The sequence below is a fragment of the Candidatus Tectomicrobia bacterium genome (assembly GCA_016192135.1).
Classification (GTDB): Bacteria; UBA8248; UBA8248; order UBA8248; family UBA8248; genus 2-12-FULL-69-37.
The window spans coordinates 98,129-116,862 of record JACPUR010000017.1; the positions used below are offsets into that span (position 1 = coordinate 98,129).

Here is an 18,734-nt window from a genome sequence, read left to right on the forward strand (position 1 = left end):
ACTTCAGCTTTGATGGCTGGGCGGAGGTTTTGGGAGGAGCTGCGCGGGCGGCTGGAGGCGCGCACCCCCCTCTCCCGGGCGGCTTTCATCTGCATGATCGGCTTCGTCCTCTTCTCCCCCTTCTCCATCTCGGTGGCGCAGCTTTTCGGATACGCCGGCGCCGTTGCCTGGCTGGCCTCGGTCAACTTCGAGCCCAACATCTTCCGCAACCGGTTCCCCCTGTTCTGGCCGTGGCTGGTCTTCGCGTTCCTCACCCTGGCGAGCGCGGCCACGGCGGAAGGCCACTGGAAGAGCCTCTGGGACGCCCGCAAGCTGTTCCAGATCTTCCTCTTCTACTTCGCCGTCAACGTCGTGCGGGACGAGTGGGAGGCGGACCGCCTGGCGAGGGCGCTGTTCCTCTCGGCCGCCGCCGCCTCGGCCTGGACCCTCGCGGCTTCCCTGGCCGGGCCCCTGAGCCTCGCCCGCCGGATGTCGGGCTTCTTCAGCATCTACATGACGCTGGGAGGCTACCTGATGGTGGCCGGGACGGCGGCGCTGGCCTATCTCTTCGTGTTCGGCCGGGACCGGCGGGCGTGGTGGGTTTATCCGGCCGCCGCGCTCATGGGGGCGGCGCTGCTGGGCACCCTCAGCCGCAACGCGTGGATCGGGCTCGCTGTGGCGGTCGCGGCGCTCGCGCTGGCGGGCCGGAGCTGGAAGGTGCTCGCCGCCGCCGCCGCCGTCGCCGCCCTCGCCTGGGTCGTGGCCCCCGATTCGCTCCGGAGCCGCGTCCTCAGTCTCGCCGACGCCAAGGACCCCACCCGGGTGGAGCGGCTCCTGATGTGGGAGAGCGGCCTTCGCATCGCGCTGGACCATCCGCTGCTGGGAGCGGGGCCGGGCCGGATCAAGCGCGAATATCCCGCCTATGCGAACCCCAAGGCGCAGAAGCAGCGCACGGGGCATCTGCACAACAACCTGCTCCACCTGGCGGCGGAGAGGGGTTTCCCCGCCCTGGCGGCATGGCTGTGGGCTTTCGGGGGCTATTTCTGGCTGGTGGGGCGGTGCCTGCGGGGGCTGGAGGAGGCCCCGCCCGGGCGGCGCTTCCGTACGCTGGCGGGGCTCGCCGCCGCTGCCGGGTTCTTCGCGGCGGGGCTGTTCGAGTACAACTTCGGGGACTCCGAGGTCCTCATGATCGCCTTCTTCGCCATGGCCCTCCCCTTCATGGCGGAGGAGAAGAAGGGGGGCTAGGCGGGGGACCTCGCAACGTCGTTCCTTTGGGGGTCCGAAGGGGCGATGCTTGTCATCGCCCTTTCCGGGCTAAAATCCTGGGCGAACACAAGGTTCGCCCCTACGGGAGAGAGACAGAGAACCCGGGGAGCCCTTCCGGCGCCGCTCTTACCGCAGCTGCAGCACTCCCGTCTCCTTGGCCATGAAGGCCTCGGCGAACGGATCCATCCGGCCGTCCGCCCCCGCCTTCTTGGCGTCCCCTCCCTCGAACGTCAGCTGGAAGGCCTCCGGCGCGAGCTCGAGCGCGGCGCCCTCCAGGCCCGGCCTCAGGATGGTCCGGACGTTGTTCTTCGACGCGATGTGGGAGTAGTTCGAGAACCCCCAGGCGAGAATCCTCTTCGCGTCGTTGAAGCGGCTCTGGGACTGCGGGGAGCCGAACCCGACGCTGATGAGCCGCACCTTCCCCCGCTTGGCCGTGGCCACGAGGCTGAAGCCCGATTCCGGCGTGAAGCCCGTCTTCAGCCCGTCGAGGCCCTCGAACTGGCCCACCAGGCGGTTGGTGTTGCGGAGGTTGAACTTGCCTGGGCGGAAGGGCACCGTCCGGGTCGAGGTCCACTCGAGGACGAAGGGGTATTCCCGGATGAGGCGCCGGGCGAGGAGGGCGGCGTCGCGCGCGCTCATGAGGTTGGAGGGCCTGCCGTTCCGTTCGGGCAGGCCGTTGACGTTCACGAAGCGCGAGTCCGCCATGCCGAGCTGCCTGGCGCGCAGGTTCATCAGCCGGACGAAGGCCGGCTCGCTCGAGGCCACGTGCTCCGCCACCGCGAAGGCGGCGTCGTTCGCCGAGCTGATCATGACGGCCTTGAGCAGATCCCGGAAGGCAAACACCTCTCCCGGCCGCAGGTACACCTGATGGCCCCCCACGCGCGACGCCGCGCGCGAGATTTTCACCCGGTCGCTCATGGCTGCCTTCTTCGCCCGGATGTGCTCGAAGGCGATGTAGGCGGTCATCATCTTGACGATGGAGGCCGGGATGACGGGCAGCCGGGGATTATGGGAGGCGAGAATCTGGCCGGAGTCGGCCTCGATCAGGATGGCCGAGCGGTAGGTGGGCCTGGGCTCCCGCGCGGGCGCCTTGGAGCGGGATGACGCTCCTTCCGCCCGGGAAAGCGGGGTGAGAGGAAGGAGGAAGAGAACGCCGGCCAGCGCCAAGGCCATGGCGCCAGCCGGCCGCCGCCCCGGGCAGAAACTTCCCTTGCAAGACATGCAAGCCCCCTTGGCTCGTGCCCCGGGCGGAGGGCATGACTTGAAGCGGTTTCTTGGCCTGCTTATCCAACTATCTGATTTGCCTGAAGGATTATATGGCGGCCATTAAAATTGTCAAAGAAAATCCGCCCATTTCGCATAATTTTGCTCAGCCGGGCAGATGCAGGGGGCGTGCCGCCGGGATTGGTTGAGGGCCGGCCGGACGCCAAGGGGACCGGTTTCTTGCTCCCTGGGGCGCCCTTTGTTAGGATGGCTCAATCCCGGGAGGATGACGGCCCGCCGCCCTGCTGTGAAAGGGTGCCCGTCTGCGGGGGGGGCGTAACCCATGCCGCTCAGGAAATGGCGGAAAAAGGAGAAGGAAATGCGGTTCAGAGGCTCGTACGTGGCGATGGTCACCCCCTTTCGCAACGGACAGCTCGACGAGGCGGGCATCCGCTCCCTGGTGGACTTCCATCTGGAGAACGGCACCCACGGGATTGTCGCGTGCGGCACCACGGGCGAGTCGGCGACCCTGAGCCACGAGGAGCACGACCGGGTCATCGAGATCGTCATCGAGCAGGTGGCCGGGCGGATCCCGGTCATCGCGGGCTCGGGCTCCAACAGCACGGCCGAGGCCGTCCGCCGGACCCGGTTCGCCGAGAAGGCGGGCGCCGACGGCGCCCTGCTGGTCGCCCCCTACTACAACAAGCCGACCCAGGAAGGCCTCTACCAGCACTTCAAGGCCATCGCCGAGTCGGCCGACATCCCCATCGTCCTCTACAACGTGCCGGGGCGGACGGTGATCTCCATTCAGGCGGACACCATCGCCCGCCTCGCCGAAATCCCGAATATCGTCGGCGTCAAGGAGGCCACCGGAAACATCTCGAACACCTGCGAGATCATCTCCAAGGTCCCCAAGGACTTCATCGTGCTGTCGGGGGACGACTTCGTGACCCTCCCCATGATGGCGATGGGGGCGGTGGGCACCATCTCCGTCACGGCCAACGTGGCCCCCGCCGACGTGGCCGAGATGTGCCAGGCCCAGCTCGACGGCGACCGCGCGCGCGCGCTCAGGCTCCACTACAAGATGTGGGAGCTCAACCAAATGATGTTCGTGGAGACGAACCCCATCCCGGCCAAGGCCACGCTCGCCATGATGGGCAGGCTCAAGCTGGAGTACCGGCTGCCGCTCTGCCCGCCCTCGGCGGCCAACATGAAGAAGCTCGAGGCCTTCGCGAAGTCCTACGGGCTCATCCCGGAGACGGTGACGGTCTAGCTTTCCAGGCGCGCAACCGGAGGGGGCGGGGAGCATCCCCGCCCCCTTTTCCTTTGGCCGCGCGCCGCAGGCCATTCGGGGCGCAAAGCCCTTATCCCCTTCTTCCTCAATGGGATAGACGCCGGCCGCCCGGCTTTTCCCTTGACCCGCCGGATGGGTGCCAGTATAATTTCTTATCCTCATAAACCATCTACTTCGCTTTAAATCCGGGTGCGGCCGAAGCAACAGGCGTCATGGGGCCTTCTCTTTTCTTTCCGGCCGGCGGCTCCCGGGCCGCCACAGCGCATCTCTTTATGAGGAGAAGAAAAACATGACCAGATCGCGAATGCCCGGGCTCATTGCGGCGGCCGTCCTGCTTGCGGCCGGCCCCGCTCTCGCGGCGGAGGACGCCGTCCCGCGGGCCGCCAAGAAGGAGGGCAAGGTCACCTGGTACACCGCGGTCTCCCTGCCCGTGGCGCAGGAGGTCTGCCAGAAGTTCATGAAGAAGCACCCGGGCATCGAGTGCATCGTGCACCGCGACGGCTCGGGCAAGCTCTATCAGCGCTACCTCCAGGAGGCCAAGGGGAACATCTACGTGGCCGACGTGTACCACACCTCGAACTACGGCCACTTCCTCGCCATGAAGGACAAGCATTTCCTCGCCTACAAGCCCAAGGGAACGGAGAAGTTCAACCGCTCCTTCGTGATCGATCACGGTCAATGGACCATCCTCCGGGCGGCCGTGCTCGTGCCCTTCTACAACTCCGCCAAGGTCTCGGCGGCCGAGGCCCCCAAGAGCTGGAAGGATCTCACCGATCCCAAGTGGAAGAACCGGATGGTGCACTCCCATCCGGCCTACAGCGGGTTCGTGACCAACGGCATGCTCCTCAACATCAAGCACCACGGCGAGGACTACTACAAGAAGCTCGCCGCCAACAAGCCGAAGGTCGTCCAGTCGGCCCTCGCCTCCATCCCCCTGGTGGCCCGGGGCGAGGCGGACGTGGGGGCGGGCACGGTCTCCTACGGGCTCTTCGAGGCGATCAAGAAGGGCGAGCCGCTCAAGGTGGTGATCCCGGCGGAGGGTGTGCCCCTGGTCTCCTCGCCCAATTCCATCCTGAAGAAGGCGCCCCATCCTAATGCCTCCAAGGTATTCACCGACTACATGTTCAGCCTCGAGGGCCAGCAGATATTCGCCAACCGTTTCCTCTACGTCGGCCATCCGGGCGTGAAGTATCCGAAGGGGCTTCCGAGCCTCGACGAGTTGAAACTCGAGGTCATCTCTCCCGAGGTATTGAAGAAGGAGAACAAGAACATGCAGCAGCTGTTCCGCAAGCTGTTCGGGGTCTAGGCGCCGCGGAGTGAAGGATTGGGGGGCGGGGGGCATCCCCCGCCCCCTTTTTTTCGCCTCCCCGCACCTCCCGGCCGGATTTTCATCCAACGCATTGAAACCCTTCGCTGTAGGGGCTCCTTGACCGCCCCCCGCTAGGCCGCTAGAATTCGGGGCACCGTAAGGATGTTTCGGGGAATGGGACGGGAGGCGTGGAAGGCCGCTCCTTCCGTTCGGGGATTTTCCGGGCTCGCGGGCGCGGGCCCTCCCGACGCAAACTTTCTCTTGGCCTGCCTCTCTTGCCGCGGGAGAGGGACGCATCCCCAGCCCGGATGGATGAGGTTCAGGATGGCAACGGTTCTTTCGCCGGCGACGGTAGTGCAGAAGCCCTTCCGGCGCGGGTTCGATTACACCACGCTCTTCTGGATAGGCACGGCCGTCATCCTGGCCATCCTCATCCTCAATCCGATCTTCTACCTCTTCAAGGAGAGCTTCACGGCGAAGGGCGACGAGGGCGGCTGGACGCTGATGAACTACGTGGAGGCGTTCAGCAATCCCCTTTACTACAGCCCGATCGTGGCCACGCTCTGGATCTCCCTCTCCGTCGGCGTCCTCTCTCTCGTCATCGGCGCCTCCATCGCCTGGTGCGTGAGCCGCACCGACATTCCCATGGCCAACATGATCCGGAACCTCATCCTCGCCTCCTTCGTCACGCCTCCCTTCCTCGGGGCCATCGCGTGGATCTTCCTCGCCGGCCCGCGTGAGGGCTGGCTGAACGATATCTTCCGCGCGGTGACCTTCGCCGGGGACGATTCCTACCTGTTCAACATCTTCTCCCTGGGGGGCGTGATCTTCGCCATCACCCTCTATACCTTCCCGCTGGTCTTCATCGTGGTGATGGCCGCGCTCAACAACATCTCCTCCGACATCGAGGACGCCGCGAACATCGCCGGGGGCGGCACCTTCTCGACCATGGTGAACATCACGCTACCCCTGGTGCTCCCGGCCCTGTTCGCGGGCTTCATCATGGCGGTGCTCGAGGCCATGATCCTCTTCGGCACCCCGGCCATCCTGGCCATCCCGGCCCGGATGCACGTCATGACGACCCAGCTGCGGGCCTTCATGGCCTCCGAGGAGAACCTAGTGGGGCTGGCCGCGGCGTACTCCATGCCCATGCTGGTCGTCGCCGTGTGGCTGATATACTCGCGCGGCCGGATTCTCGGGAAGCGGGGCTTCGCCACCGTGGGGGGCAAGGGAGGCCAGCGGCGCCCCCAGAAGCTCGGGGCGTGGCGCTACCCCGTCCTCGCCCTGTGCCTCATCCCGCTGGCCTGCGCCGTCGTGCTGCCCTACGTCGCGCTGCTCCTCACCTCGTTCATGCGCACCCTGGGGGGCGGGCTGACCTGGGACAACATGACCTTCGCCAACTACGTCTTCATCTGGAACAACGACGCCGTGTGGGGCTCCATCGGGAACACCATCGGCCTGGCCGTCGCCGCGGCCACCGCGGCCGCCGGCCTGGCCGGCGTCATCGCCTACGTCTCCCAGCGCCGCATCGTCTGGGGCCACCAGTACATGAGCTTCCTCGCCACCCTGCCCATCGCCATTCCGGGCATCGTGCTGGCCGTGGGCCTCTTCGCCGCCTACACGAAGCAGCCCTTCGTCCTCTACGGCACGCTGTGGATCATGTTCTTCGCCTACCTGACCAAGTACCTCCCGTTGGCGTTCCAGACGAGCAACGCCGCGCTGATGAGCGTGCATCCCGAGCTCGAGGAGTGCAGCCGCATCCTGGGCGCGAACCGCATCCAGGTCTTCTGGGACGTGACCATCCCCCTGTTCAAGGTGGGCCTTGTCGCCTCCTGGATCCTGGTCTTCATGCCCTCGCTGCGGGAGCTCAGTGCCTCGGTGCTGCTCTGGACCACCAACACGAAGGTCATCTCGGTCGTCATCATCGACCTGTACGAGGAGAACCTCCTGGGCGCCATCTCGGCCCTGGGGGTGGTGCTCCTGCTCATCACGCTCGTCGCCGTCCTGGCCGGGTTCCGCCTGGCGGGCCGCGATTTCATGAAGGCATAGGGGACCCGCGTGGCGACGCTCTCTCTCGGGAAGCTCCTCAAGATCTTCGGCACCGGCGTCCGGGCCGTGGACGAGATCGACCTCCAGATCGAGCACGGCGAGATGGTCTCCCTCCTCGGCCCTTCGGGCTGCGGGAAGACTACCACCCTGCGCCTCGTCGCGGGCTTCCTCGATCCCGACGGAGGGGAGATCCGGGTGGACGGGAACGTCGTCTCCCGCACGGGCTGGGTGCTCCCGCCCGAGCGCCGCTCCATGAGCATGATTTTCCAGAGCTACGCCATCTGGCCCCACAAGACCGTCTTCCAGAACGTTGGCTACGGCCTCAAGTTCCGGAACGTCACGGCCCAGGAGGCGGAGAAGAAGGTGCGCTACATCCTCTCGGTGGTCCGGATGGAGCACCTGGCCGGGCGCTACCCGGCCGAGCTGTCAGGCGGCCAGCAGCAGCGGGTGGCCCTCGCGCGGGCCCTGGTGGTGGAACCCTCCATCCTCCTCCTGGACGAACCCCTCTCGAACCTCGACGCCGGCCTCCGCGAGGAGATGCGCTTCGAGATCCGCCGCCTCCACGACGAGTTCCACATCACGAGCATCTACGTCACCCACGACCAGTCCGAGGCAATGGTCACGAGTGACCGCATCTGCGTCATGAACCACGGCCGCATCGAGCAGGTGGGGGACGCCCAGGAGATCTACAATCACCCCCGCACCCGCTTCGTCGCCGAGTTCATCGGGGTGACGAACTGCGTCGAGGGCTCGGCCCAGGAGCCGGGCCTCTTCGTGGCGGGGGAGGGCCTGAAGCTCCGGACCAACGGCTCCGCGGTCACCGGCGGCCGGCAGGTCGCCTCCATCCGGCCCCACCGCATCCATATCGCCGAGCCCTCGGCCACGCCCACCGACGGCCTGAACGTGCTAGAGGGGGAGGTGACGCAGGAGTACTTCTTCGGGAACTCGGTGGACTACCGGGTGAGGGTGAAGGGGCTGCCCGACCTCCTCCGCGTGGAGAGCGACCCGGACCGCATCTTCGCCCCCGGCAGCCGGGTGCGTCTCCTCATCGAGCCCCGCGCCGTCATCCTCGTCCAAGACAACTAGCCTCCCCGTGCGCATCGTCATCCCGGACGACGGGGATCGCCTCTTCCCGGGCTCCGAGGCGCTGGAGCGGCTCCGGCGACTGGGCGCCGTCTCCTACCACGGCGACACGGCCCAAAGTCCCGAGGCCCTGCTGGACCGCCTCGGGGGCGCCGAGATCATCCTCACCACCCGCTACAAGACCGACTTCAAGAGCACGGACATCCTCGATCGCCTTCCGGCCCTGCGGATGATCTCGGTGATGGGCACCCGCCCCCGCATGATCGACATGGGGCGCGCCCGGGCCCGCGGGATCACCGTCACCGTCACCCCGGCCGCGAGCGCCCCCTCCGTGGCTGAGCATACGATCATGCTCCTCCTCGCCCTCGCCAAGCAGATGCCCTTCATGGTGCCCGCCATGAAGGAGGGCGGCTGGCCCCGGCGCCCGGGCGTCGAGGTGGAGGGGAAGACCATGGGCCTCCTGGGGTTCGGGAACATCGGCCGGCGGGTCTGCCGGATGGCGGCCGCCCTGGGGATGCGGGTGCTGGCCTGGTCGAAGAACATGACGCCCGCCCGCGCCGCCGCGGAGGGCGCCCGGGCGGCCTCCCTGGAGGAGTGCCTCGGGGCGGATTTCGTGGTGCTCCTCCTCCACGCCACTCCCGAGACGCGCGGGCTCCTCTCCCGGGAGCGCCTCGCGCGCATGAAGCCCGCCGCCTACCTCGTGAACACCGCCCGCGCCGCCCTGGTGGACATGGAGGCCCTCTGCGAGGCGCTGCGCCAGAAGAAGATCGCGGGGGCGGGCCTCGACGTCTTCGAGCCGGACGAGCCCCTGCCGGCCGGCTCCCCCCTCCGCGCGCTCGATAACGTCCTGCTCACCCCCCACTCCGCCTGGGACACCGAGGGCACCCAGGGCCGCTTCGTCTCCCTGACGGTGGACAACATCGAGGCTTGGCTCCAGGGCCGCCCCCGGAACGTCGTCACCGGGGACGCCTGAGGGGCCGGGGCCGCACTTCGGGAGCGGCGAAATTTTTTTTGCCTCGAAGAATATCGGGGAAAATCCCGAAATGACGGCCTCTTTCCCGCCGCGCGTCTTCATTTTCCTGGCGGGAATATCGTGGAATATCGTAGACACCCCCTTTCTCCCGCGCCTTTTTCCAGACAGAACCTCGAGCTTCCCCTCCGGCCCGCGCAGGGAGGGCGGGGGTGCCCCGGCGGGCGAGGCCCCCAGGGGAAGGTACGCCCCCGCCGCTCCGGGCCCGTTACCGCAATTTCGCGCAGGTTCATGGATCGGTAAAAAATCCTGCCGCGGCAGGTTTTTTTCGTAGGGGCGAGGCATGCCTCGCCCCCACCCGCGGCCCACAAAAAGGGGTGGCGGCGGCGTCCTTCTTCAGGCGGGAAGGGCATCGAAGGGACAACAAAAATCCCGCCCCTGGCCGGGGGCGGGATTTTGAAATTCGGAGCGGAGTGAGGGCCGGCCGGGCGCGGCGCTAGAGGGAGAGGGGCGGGTGGTTCTCCTCGGCCGCCGAGGGGTGGCCGTTGCCGTTCCCGTTGAGGGAGGCGCCCTCCAGCGGCTGGGAGGCCTGGATCTCGCCCGCGATGAACGCCTCGATCATCTGGCGGGCGCGCTCGTCCGCCATCTGGACCGGCGGGTGCTTCATCAGGTAGGCGCTCACCGGGTAGAGGGGCCCCGCCTCGCCGCGGTCCCGGGCGAGCTGGACGAGCCGGATGGCGTCGATCAGGACCCCGGCCGAGTTGGGCGAGTCCTCGACCGAGAGCCTCGCCTCGAGCTCCAGCGGCACCCCGCCGAAGCCCTCGCCCTCGATGCGGAGGAAGCAGATCTTGTTGTCCTTCTGCCAGGGCACGAAGTCGCTCGGGCCGATGTGGATGTTCTCGGCGGGCAGCGGCTCGGGGAGCTGGCTCTGGACGGAGGAGGTCTTGGAGATCTTCTTGGACTTCAGGCGGGAGCGCTCCAGCATGTTGAGGAAGTCGGTGTTCCCGCCGGTGTTGAGCTGGTAAGTGCGCTTCACCTTCACCCCCCGGTCGGAGAAGAGCTTGACCAGGGTGCGGTGGAGGATGGTGGCGCCGAGCTGGGCCTTGAGGTCGTCGCCCGCGACGGGGATGCCCGCCTTGGCGAAGCGGGCGGCGAAGGCGGGGTCCGAGACGATGAAGACCGGCATGCAGTTGATGAAGGAGATGCCCGCTCCGAGGGCGGCCTCGGCGTAGAAGCGGGCGGCCTCCTCGGAGCCCACCGGCATGTAGTTCAGCAGTACCTCGGCGCCGCTCTTGCGCAGGATGCCGGCCACGTCGGCCGGGTCCGCCTCGGCGGGGACGAAGGTCTGGTCGGGGTGGAACTCCGCCATGTGGGGGGCCACGCCGTCCAGGATGGGGCCCATCTCCACCCGCACCCCGTAGTCCGGCAGTTTCTTCCAGAAGATTTTCGTGCAGTTGGGGGGCGCGAAAATGGCCTCGTGGAGAGGCCGCCCCACCTTGCGCACGTCGATGTCGAAGGCCGCCACCGGGCGGATGTCCTCGGGGCCGTAGCCGCCCAGGTCCCGGTGCATGAGGCCCGTCCCGGCCTCCGGGTTGTGGCGGTAGAACTCCAGGCCCTGGAGGAGGGAGCTGGCGCAGTTTCCTACCCCTGCGATGGCGATGCGGATGGGTGGCATGGAAAGCGTTCCTCCGATCCAAACGGCTGCCGTATGCGAATGTTGGAAAGGGGTTGCGGAACGGCCCTTTTTCGAGAGCGGCCCGGTATCCCGACCGGAAAGCTCAACAAATATAGCCTTGGCCGCCCCAAAAGGCAAGCGCATCAAGGGATATCCGAAAGGATTCCGTTACCGGGGCGAAAGCTGACCGGCCAGGCACCGGCTTCCGGCGGCCGGAGCCGGCGGGAGAAAGGGCTAAGCGGGGGAGGCCGCTCCCCCGAAGTACCGCCGCTGGAAATACAGGGAGACGTTCACCAGCCCGATGAGGACAGGGACCTCGACCAGGGGACCGATCACGGCAGCGAACGCCGCGCCCGAGTTGATCCCGAAGACGGCCACGGCCACGGCGATGGCCAGCTCGAAGTTGTTGCTCGCGGCGGTGAAGGAGAGGGTGGCCGTCCGGGAGTAGTCCGCGCCGATCCGGCGCCCCATCCAGAAGCTGACCAGGAACATGACGACGAAGTAAACGAGGAGGGGAAGGGCGATCCGCGCCACGTCCAGAGGTATCCGCACGATCATCTCGCCCTTCAGGCTGAACATGACCAGGATCGTGAACAGGAGCGCGCCCAGGGTCAGGGGGCTGACGCGGGGGATGAACTCCCGCTCGTACCAGGTCCGGCCCTTCGCCTTGACGAGCGCGAGGCGCGTGAGCATTCCCGCCAGGAAGGGGATGCCGAGGTAGATGAAGACGCTCTCCGCGATCTGCCCCATACTCACGGCCACGGCGCTTCCCGAGAGCCCGAACCAGGGCGGCAGGACGGTGATGAAGACGTAGGCGTACACGCTGAAGAAGAGCACCTGGAACACGCTGTTGAAGGCCACGAGCCCCGCCGCGTACTCCGTGTCGCCCTTCGCCAGCTCGTTCCAGACGATCACCATGGCGATGCAGCGGGCGAGGCCGATCATGATCAGCCCCACCATGTACTCCGGATGGCCGGAGAGGAAGGTGATCGCCAGCAGGAACATGAGGATGGGCCCGACGATCCAGTTCTGGACGAGGGAGAGGGCCAGGACCTTCCAGTTGCGGAAGACTTGCCCCAGCTCCTCGTAGCGCACCTTCGCCAGGGGCGGGTACATCATCAGGATGAGCCCCGCGGCGATGGGGACGTTGGTCGTCCCCGCCTGGAAGCGGTTGATGAAGCCCTCCACCCCCGGCACCGCGTGTCCGAGCCAGATGCCGGCGGCCATGGCCAGGAAGATCCAGAGCGTCAGGTAGCGGTCCAGGAACGAGAGGCGCCGGGCGACGGCGGCTTCCATCATGGCAGGGCTCTCCGCGGGCCGGGCTCGGGAGCGGCGGCGGCGCGCCCCCGCTGGATGCTGCACAGAAGGGTGAGGTCGGCCCTTCGGATGCGCTTCAGGCGCTCGCGATCCCCGTCCGGCTCCGGGGCGCACTCCCGGAGCCAGCGCAGGGCCCCCCGTGCCTCCGGCGGGCTCTCCTCCTCATCGATCCGGTAGTGCACCCACCGGCCCTCCTTCCGGTGCCGCACCAGGCCGGCATCGGCCAGGATGGACATGTGCTTCGACACCGTGGAGGGGGAGAGGCCCAGCAGCTCGATGAGCTGGCAGACGCAGAGCTCGCCCCTGCGCAGGGCGAGCAGCGCCCGTAGGCGCTGGGGGTCGCTCAGGGCCTTGGCGATCTCGACGGCGGAATCCGTTGCATTGATTCGATAATTCGCCATATGACGAAATATATAAGGAAACTTCCCTGCTGTCAATGACCGTCAGGGGAAAAGGCGGCGGGGCGCCTGGGGCGCCCCGCCGATGATCTCGATGGACAGCCTTCCCGTGGGGGCGTATTGCAATACGCCCCCACGCCAGCGCGTTCCGCGCCCGCCTCAGTCCTTCTTGATGAACACCCCGTTGTAGAGCAAGGCCGCGAGGGCGCCCCCGGCCAGGGGGCCGATCCAGTAGACGAGGTGGTTCAGCCCGTCGAAGCCCCCGCCCGCCAGGGCGGGGCCGAAGGTCCGGGCCGGGTTCATGGAGGCGCCGGTCAGGGGGCCGCCCACCAGGATGTCGGCCGCGATGGTGAGGCCGATCCCGAAGCCCCCGATGGGGGGATGGCGGTCGTCCACCGCCGTCCCCCAGACCGCCGTCACCAGGAAGAAGGTCAGGATGAGTTCCAGCAGGACCGCCGCGCCGAAGCCCATCCCGCCCGCCACGGTGGGGGTGCCCAGGTTCACCTTTATCCAGGCCTCAGGCGAGAAGATGAGGCGCAGCAGCAGCCCCGCCACCGTGCCCCCCACGAGCTGGCTCAGGATGTAGGCGAGGCCCGTCCCGGTGTCCAGCTTGCCCGTCACCATGAAGCCGAAGGTCACGGCCGGGTTCACGTGCCCTCCCGAGACATGGCCGAAGCACGAAACCATGATCGAGAGGATGAGGCCGTGGGCCACGGCGATCCCGATCAGCCCGACGGCTCCGTTGGTGTGGGCGTTCAGGATGATGGATCCTGCGCCGATGAAGCACAGGCCGAAGGTGGCGACCGCTTCCGCGGCGCAGGCTCTTCCGGTTTGGCTCATCTTTGTGCTCCTCGGCGCCCTCCGGACGGAGAGGGAGCGCCGCGCGCATGGGGAACGGAGACTTCCGGGCGGGTGCCCGCGCGCCGCGGTCCGGCGCCGGGGATTTGGATGGGGAGATTATAGCAAATCCGCGCGGGTCCCAGCCGCAATTTCCGGCGCGGGAGACAAATCAAATCTTCCGTAGGGGCGAACCTCGTGTTCGCCCCAATTCACCGGAGGCAGGAGGGGCGAATACAAGATTCGCCCCTACGGACGAAACATGCTTGGTTAGGGCCTAGGTTTGTCATTCCGAGCGCAGCGAGGAATCTGTTTCTAAAAAGCAAAAGCAGATTCCTCGGTCACCCTCTTTTGGGTCCCCAGGCGGCAAGCCGCCTGGGCGGGCTCCCTCGGAATGACATCGTTGGCCGTTTTCCCCCCTCAATTCACCACGTTCCGAGGCCTTCCCGCGAAAAAGGCCGCCACGTTCTCGGCAGCGAGGAGGAGCCCCGCCTCGGCCGCCTCCGGCGTGATTCCCGCGTTGTGGGGAGAGAGCACCACCTGGGGGAACTCCGCGAGGGGATGGCCGGCGGGCAGGGGTTCCGCCTCGAACACGTCGAGCCCCGCCCCCGCGAGGCGTCCCGAGGCGAGGGCCGCGAGGAGCGCCTTCTCCTCCACCACGGGCCCCCGCGCCGTGTTCACCAGGATGGCGCCCGGCTTCATCCGCGCGAAGGCGGCCTCCCCGATCATCCCGCGCGTCTCGGGCGAGAGCCGCACATGGAGGGAGATGACGTCGGAGCGGGCGTAGAGCGCGTCCCGCTCCGCCCACTCGAGGCCCGCCTCCGCCGCGAAGGCGGGGTCCGGGTGGAAGGTCCAGGCGAGGAGCTTCATCCCTAGGCCCCGGGCGAGGCGCGCCGTCTCCCGGCCGATGGCCCCGAGGCCCACCAGGCCCAGGGTCTTCCCCCGGAGCTGGGTCATGCCCCCGCGCGGCCACTCCCCCCGGCGCACGGCGGCGTCGTGGAGGGGGATGCGCCGGGCCACGGCCAGCATGAGGGCGATGGCGTGCTCGGCCACCGAGGCGGCGGCCACGCCCGGGGTGTTCGTCACCGTCACCCCGGCCGCCCGGGCGGCGGCTAAATCCACGTTGTCGGTGCCCGTCCCCCAGATGGAGAGGTGGCGCAGGCCCCGGGCGCGGGAGAAGAAGCCCGCGTCGAAGCGGCTGAAGGCCCGGATGTTGACGACGGCCTCGGCGCCCCGGACCCGGCGGAGGAGCTCCCCGGGGCTTCCGGCCTTCGTGGTGAAAATCTCCACCTCGCCCAGCTCGCGCAGGCGGGCCTCGGCCCGGCTCCCGGCGAGGACGGAGGGGAAGTCGTCCGGCACGGCGATGCGCGGCATGGGGGTCTCCCGATGGAATGACGAAGCTTGATTTTGGGGCCAAATCACGGATGATGCCAACATGCGGATGCGCCCAGAAGTTGGCATGGAAATAGGGGTTCCAAGGAACGCCCAGGCTTATGCTTGTCATTCTGAGCGGAGGGCCGAAGGCCCGCAGCGAAGAATCTCGGTTTAAACCGATATCCTTCGCGGAGCCTGGCCTGAGCGAAGCGAAGGGCTCAGGATAACATCTTCGCAGAACCCGTTCTGATCGAGGCGGCGGGCTTCCCCGGAATGACGGCTCTTTCGCGTGGCTGACCTCCCTGGAGGAACGACGTATGCCCGGAAAGCCGCTGGACCACATGGCCGAAGCCACATCGCCGGGCCAACGGCCCATCGACAAGCCCGATCTCCCGAGCCAAGGCTACGTCCTCACCATCGCGGCCGACGCCGAGACCATCGAGGGCAAGCTCCACCTGCGCCGGGGCCGCTACGGGAAGTTCGAGGTGCTCTGCGACGAGCCCGAGATGATGGGAGGGGAGGATTCCCACCCGACTCCCCTCGGCTATATCTCGCTCGGGGTGGGGTTCTGACTCCTCACCCAGCTTGCGCGGTACGCGCGGATGAAGAAGGTGCCCTTCAAGCGGGCCTCCTGCCGGGTGGAGATGGATTACTTCCTGAGGGGTTCCTTCCTCCGGGGCACGGTCGAGTCGGGCTGCACCGAGGTCCGCACCCGCTTCGAGGTGGAGTCGAAGGCCCCGCCGGAGGCCATCCGGCACGTGATCCGCATGGCCAAGAAGGGCTGCTTCGCCGAGAATATGATCCAGGCGGCCGTGCCGCTCAAGAGCTCGATCCGGCTGAACGGGGAGCCCTTGGCGATCGAGGGAATCGGTTGAGGCGAGCGGGATGGAGGGCCGCATGAGCGGGCGGGCGTCGGTGCTGCGCTTCCTCCCGGCGCTGCGCCACGCCTTCCGCAACCCCATCTTCCTCCAGCACCTCCTCCGGCTGCTCTGGATCGCCCCGCTCGTCGAGGGCCTGGAGGGCCGGGTGCTCGACATCGGCAGCGGCCCCCGCACCTTCGCCAAGTTTTATTCGCGCGCCCGGCGGGTGGTGAACGCGGACTACCTCTCCACCTCGGAGGCCTTCAAGGGCGTCCCGCCCGACGTCTGGGCGGACGGCCGGGCGCTCCCCTTCCGGGACGGCGCCTTCGACCACGCCACCTGCTGGGAGGTGATCGAGCACCTGCCCGACCCGGCCCGGCTTTTCGGGGAGGCCGCGCGGGTGCTGCGCCCGGGCGGGCGCCTCGTCCTGAGCACGCCCATGGCCTGGGGGCTGCACGGCGAGCCTCACGACTACTACCGCTACACCCCGCACGGCCTCCGCCATCTGGCCGAGGAGGCGGGCTTCCGCGTCCGCGCCATTCACCCCACCTCGGGCACCCTGGGGCTCGTGGGGCAGAACCTGAGCGTCTTCATCGGGGAGGAGATCGCGCGGGGGAACCGGACGGCGCTCTTCCTCCTGCGGCCGGCGTTCGGACTGGTCCAGCTCTCCTTTCTTTTCCTCGATCTCCTGGCGGGCCGGCGCGGCCACAGCCTGCACCACGTGGCGGTGCTGGAGAAGGGATGAATGTGCCGGCCGGCAGAGCGGAAAGGTTGTCATCCTGAGGGAGCGTCAGCGACCGAAGGATATCGGGGTTGAATTTCCATTCGAACCGATATCCTTCGCTTCGCTCAGGATGACACCCTTAATCGGAACTGTCCCATCGCCCCCCCCCTTGTGACAGATTCGCCCTTTCCCGGCAGGGGCGTATGGCCATCCGCCCCTACGCCTCGCGAATCCTCCCCTCGGGCGGCAATTGCCGCTCGGCTTCGTTCAGCAGGCGCACGATCTCGACGCCGAGCTCCACCCCGAGGCCCTCCAGCGACTCCCCCCGGATGCCCCGGGCGAAGGCCTTGAGGGCGGCGGCCAGGGGAGGCTCGTAGTCGAAGGGCAGGGGCTCGCCCGGGCCCTCGAGGGCGGGGGGCTCGCCCTCCCAGCCTTGGGGCAGGGGATGGCGCACGAGGCGCTGCGGCGCGAGATCGTCGAAGACGAGGGCGCACCCGCCGAGCCAGGCGGCGAAGCGCCGGCGCTTCTCCGGGAATATCTTCCCCACCCGGATCCCGGCGCGGGCGCCTCCCGGGAAATCCAGCTCCAGCGCGAAGTTCTCTCCCCGGCCCTCCGGGGTCTCGCGCGTCTCCTCGAGCCGGGCGGCGAGGCGGCGGGGGGAGGCGCCCAAGAGGTCCAGGCACATGGCCAGGTCGTGGGGGCCGTAGTCCCAGAGCGAGGTGGTGTCCTCCCGGAAGGGCCCGAGGCTCCCGCCCTCCGCGCGGATGCGCCGCACGGGGCCCAGCCGCGCCGCCTCGCGCTTGAGCGCTTGGTAGGCCGGGTGGAAAAGGTGGATGTGATCCACCAGCACGGGGACGCCCGCGCGCTCCACCGTCTCCTGCAGCCGGAGCGCTTCTTCAAGATCCAGGGTGAGGGGCTTCTCGACCATCGCCGGGAGGCCCGCCCGCACCGCCGCCCCGGTCATCATGGCGTGGAGCGCGGGCGGGGTGCAGACGATGACGCCGTCCAGGTCCGAGGCCTCCGCCACCTCGCGCCAGTCGCGGGTGATTTGGCAGGATGAATCCACGAGCGCCCGGCTCTCGGGATTCGCGCTGCAGAGGCGGGCGAGGGCCAAATCGGGCAGGCTTTGGATGGTGCGGAGGTAGGCACGGCCCCAGCGCCCCGCGCCGATGAGTCCCAGCCGGAGGGGGGGCATGGCGCTAGGGGCGCGCGCGCGCGGCGGCCCCGGCGAGCACTTCTTCCAGGCGGCCCAGGTGACGCTCCGGCAGGAAGCGGCGGCGCACCTCCTCGCGCCCCGCCGCGCCGTGGCGCAGCGCCAGCTCCCCGTCCGAGAGGTAGGCGTCGAGCGCCCGCGCCAGGGCGGGCACGTCCTTGCGGGGGACGAGGGCCCCCGTCGCCCCGTCGCGCATCCACTCGGCCACCCCGCCCACCTCGAAGGCCGCGACGGGCAGCCCGTGGGCCATGGCCTCGATTCCGACCAGGCCGAAGGTTTCGGGCCAGGTGGAGGGGAAGGCCACGGTCCGCGCCCGGGCATAGACTTCGCTTAATTTCTCCCGCGCCACCCAGGGCGTGAAGATCACCCGGTGGCGCTCCGGGGCTTGGCGCGCCAGCCTCTCCAGCTCGCCCCGGAAGGGGCCTTCCCCCACGATCTCCAGGACCGCCGGCGCCTCGATGAGCGGGAGGGCCTCGATCAGATGCTGGAAGCCTTTCTCGGGCTCCAGGCGCCCCAGCGCCAGGACGCGCCGCTCCGGGGCGGGCCGGGCGCGCTCCGCCGCCGGAGGGATCTCGGTGTAGTAGGGGAGCACCTCCACGAGCTCCTGGGGAGTCCCCCCGCGCACGAGGAGATCCGCCACGTAGCGGCTCGGCGCCAGGACGCGCCGGGCGAGGCGGGCCGCCTTCACGTTGCGCCGCACGTCGGTCCATACCCTAAGCGCCGTGTCGGGCCGCCGGGGCATGCAGAGCTGGGTGTGGGCCTTCCACAGGCAGTGGGCATCGAAGGGCTTCTCGCAGATGCCCTCCCACGTCCTCGGGAGGCGCCGCCCGGTCGGGCAGGTGAGGCGCAGGCCGTGGACGTACTGCACGAAGGGGGCCGCCCCCGCGAGCGCCAGGTTCACGGCGGGGTTCATCGCCTGGTGGAGGTAGAGGACATCGGGGGCGAATTCTTCCACCGCCCGCCGGACGGTCTCTACGACCGGGGCGGAGCTGTCGTGGACGAAGCCCATCGAGCCGGGGACGCGGAAGGCGGGGCGCTTCTTCTCCACCTCCGGCGCGGCGGGGGCGTCGTGGAGGATCCCTACCTCGTGGCACCTGGCCTCGAGGCGCGCCATCACGTCGAGGAGATACACCTCGGCCCCGCCGGCCGGGGCGTACTGCTCGTTGCAGACGAGGATGCGCAT

General features: G+C 68.3%; 17 protein-coding genes. 9 read left to right on the forward strand and 8 right to left on the reverse strand.

What is annotated here, in order from left to right; all coding sequences use genetic code 11:
- Window positions 1–12: 12 nt before the first annotated feature.
- Entirely contained in the window at window positions 13–1,224 is a 1,212-nt protein-coding gene (locus HYZ11_06910; protein MBI3127317.1) for an O-antigen ligase family protein, read from the forward strand.
- A gap of 147 nt (window positions 1,225–1,371) precedes the next feature.
- On the opposite strand, the gene HYZ11_06915 is transcribed toward HYZ11_06910, so the two are convergent.
- Complete coding sequence (locus HYZ11_06915) at window positions 1,372–2,418, reverse strand: D-alanyl-D-alanine carboxypeptidase (protein ID MBI3127318.1); 1,047 nt, start codon at window positions 2,416–2,418, stop codon at window positions 1,372–1,374.
- Between the two features lie 409 nt (window positions 2,419–2,827).
- On the opposite strand from HYZ11_06915, the gene HYZ11_06920 reads away from it, so the two are divergent.
- The 5 genes from HYZ11_06920 to HYZ11_06940 all read left to right on the forward strand — a co-directional run bounded on the left by HYZ11_06920 (window position 2,828) and on the right by HYZ11_06940 (window position 9,156).
- Complete coding sequence (locus tag HYZ11_06920) at window positions 2,828–3,721, forward strand: 4-hydroxy-tetrahydrodipicolinate synthase (GenBank protein ID MBI3127319.1); 894 nt, start codon at window positions 2,828–2,830, stop codon at window positions 3,719–3,721.
- 310 nt (window positions 3,722–4,031) lie between these two features.
- Window positions 4,032–5,048, forward strand: a complete 1,017-nt coding sequence (locus tag HYZ11_06925) for an extracellular solute-binding protein (GenBank protein MBI3127320.1) — start codon at window positions 4,032–4,034, stop codon at window positions 5,046–5,048.
- Between the two features lie 327 nt (window positions 5,049–5,375).
- Window positions 5,376–7,100: an iron ABC transporter permease gene (locus HYZ11_06930; protein ID MBI3127321.1), complete on the forward strand. Its 1,725-nt coding sequence runs from the start codon at window positions 5,376–5,378 to the stop codon at window positions 7,098–7,100.
- A gap of 9 nt (window positions 7,101–7,109) precedes the next feature.
- A complete protein-coding gene (locus HYZ11_06935; protein ID MBI3127322.1) occupies window positions 7,110–8,186 on the forward strand; it encodes an ABC transporter ATP-binding protein in 1,077 nt (358 codons plus the stop codon).
- 7 nt (window positions 8,187–8,193) lie between these two features.
- A complete protein-coding gene (locus tag HYZ11_06940) occupies window positions 8,194–9,156 on the forward strand; it encodes a D-2-hydroxyacid dehydrogenase family protein (GenBank protein MBI3127323.1) in 963 nt (320 codons plus the stop codon).
- A 493-nt stretch (window positions 9,157–9,649) separates the two neighbouring features.
- Here the strand turns inward: HYZ11_06940 and HYZ11_06945 are convergent, their stop codons facing one another.
- From HYZ11_06945 to HYZ11_06965, 5 genes are all read right to left on the reverse strand, one after another.
- Window positions 9,650–10,828 (reverse strand): inositol-3-phosphate synthase, encoded by a 1,179-nt coding sequence (locus HYZ11_06945; GenBank protein ID MBI3127324.1) that lies wholly within the window; start codon window positions 10,826–10,828, stop codon window positions 9,650–9,652.
- A gap of 234 nt (window positions 10,829–11,062) precedes the next feature.
- Window positions 11,063–12,124: an ACR3 family arsenite efflux transporter gene (gene arsB / locus HYZ11_06950; GenBank protein ID MBI3127325.1), complete on the reverse strand. Its 1,062-nt coding sequence runs from the start codon at window positions 12,122–12,124 to the stop codon at window positions 11,063–11,065.
- Entirely contained in the window at window positions 12,124–12,546 is a 423-nt protein-coding gene (locus tag HYZ11_06955; protein ID MBI3127326.1) for a helix-turn-helix transcriptional regulator, read from the reverse strand. Before HYZ11_06955 ends, arsB begins: the two co-directional genes overlap by 1 nt.
- A 156-nt stretch (window positions 12,547–12,702) precedes the next feature.
- Window positions 12,703–13,383 (reverse strand): aquaporin, encoded by a 681-nt coding sequence (locus tag HYZ11_06960; GenBank protein MBI3127327.1) that lies wholly within the window; start codon window positions 13,381–13,383, stop codon window positions 12,703–12,705.
- Between the two features lie 417 nt (window positions 13,384–13,800).
- Window positions 13,801–14,754, reverse strand: coding sequence for a phosphoglycerate dehydrogenase (locus tag HYZ11_06965; protein MBI3127328.1), 954 nt, complete (start codon window positions 14,752–14,754; stop codon window positions 13,801–13,803).
- A 317-nt stretch (window positions 14,755–15,071) separates the two neighbouring features.
- On the opposite strand from HYZ11_06965, the gene HYZ11_06970 reads away from it, so the two are divergent.
- Genes HYZ11_06970 through HYZ11_06980 form a run of 3 tightly spaced genes read left to right on the forward strand, consistent with a single transcriptional unit; the run spans window position 15,072 to window position 16,359 of the window.
- Window positions 15,072–15,326 (forward strand): hypothetical protein, encoded by a 255-nt coding sequence (locus HYZ11_06970; protein ID MBI3127329.1) that lies wholly within the window; start codon window positions 15,072–15,074, stop codon window positions 15,324–15,326.
- Window positions 15,327–15,365: 39 nt separating this feature from the next.
- On the forward strand, window positions 15,366–15,629 hold the full coding sequence (locus HYZ11_06975) for an OsmC family protein (protein ID MBI3127330.1): 264 nt from the start codon (window positions 15,366–15,368) through the stop codon (window positions 15,627–15,629).
- A gap of 22 nt (window positions 15,630–15,651) precedes the next feature.
- Window positions 15,652–16,359, forward strand: a complete 708-nt coding sequence (locus HYZ11_06980; protein ID MBI3127331.1) for a methyltransferase domain-containing protein — start codon at window positions 15,652–15,654, stop codon at window positions 16,357–16,359.
- A 196-nt stretch (window positions 16,360–16,555) separates the two neighbouring features.
- Here the strand turns inward: HYZ11_06980 and HYZ11_06985 are convergent, their stop codons facing one another.
- The gene (locus HYZ11_06985; protein MBI3127332.1) at window positions 16,556–17,533 is read right to left on the reverse strand and encodes a Gfo/Idh/MocA family oxidoreductase; all 978 of its coding nucleotides are present in this window, start codon (window positions 17,531–17,533) and stop codon (window positions 16,556–16,558) included.
- A gap of 4 nt (window positions 17,534–17,537) precedes the next feature.
- Window positions 17,538–18,734, reverse strand: a complete 1,197-nt coding sequence (locus tag HYZ11_06990; GenBank protein ID MBI3127333.1) for a glycosyltransferase family 4 protein — start codon at window positions 18,732–18,734, stop codon at window positions 17,538–17,540.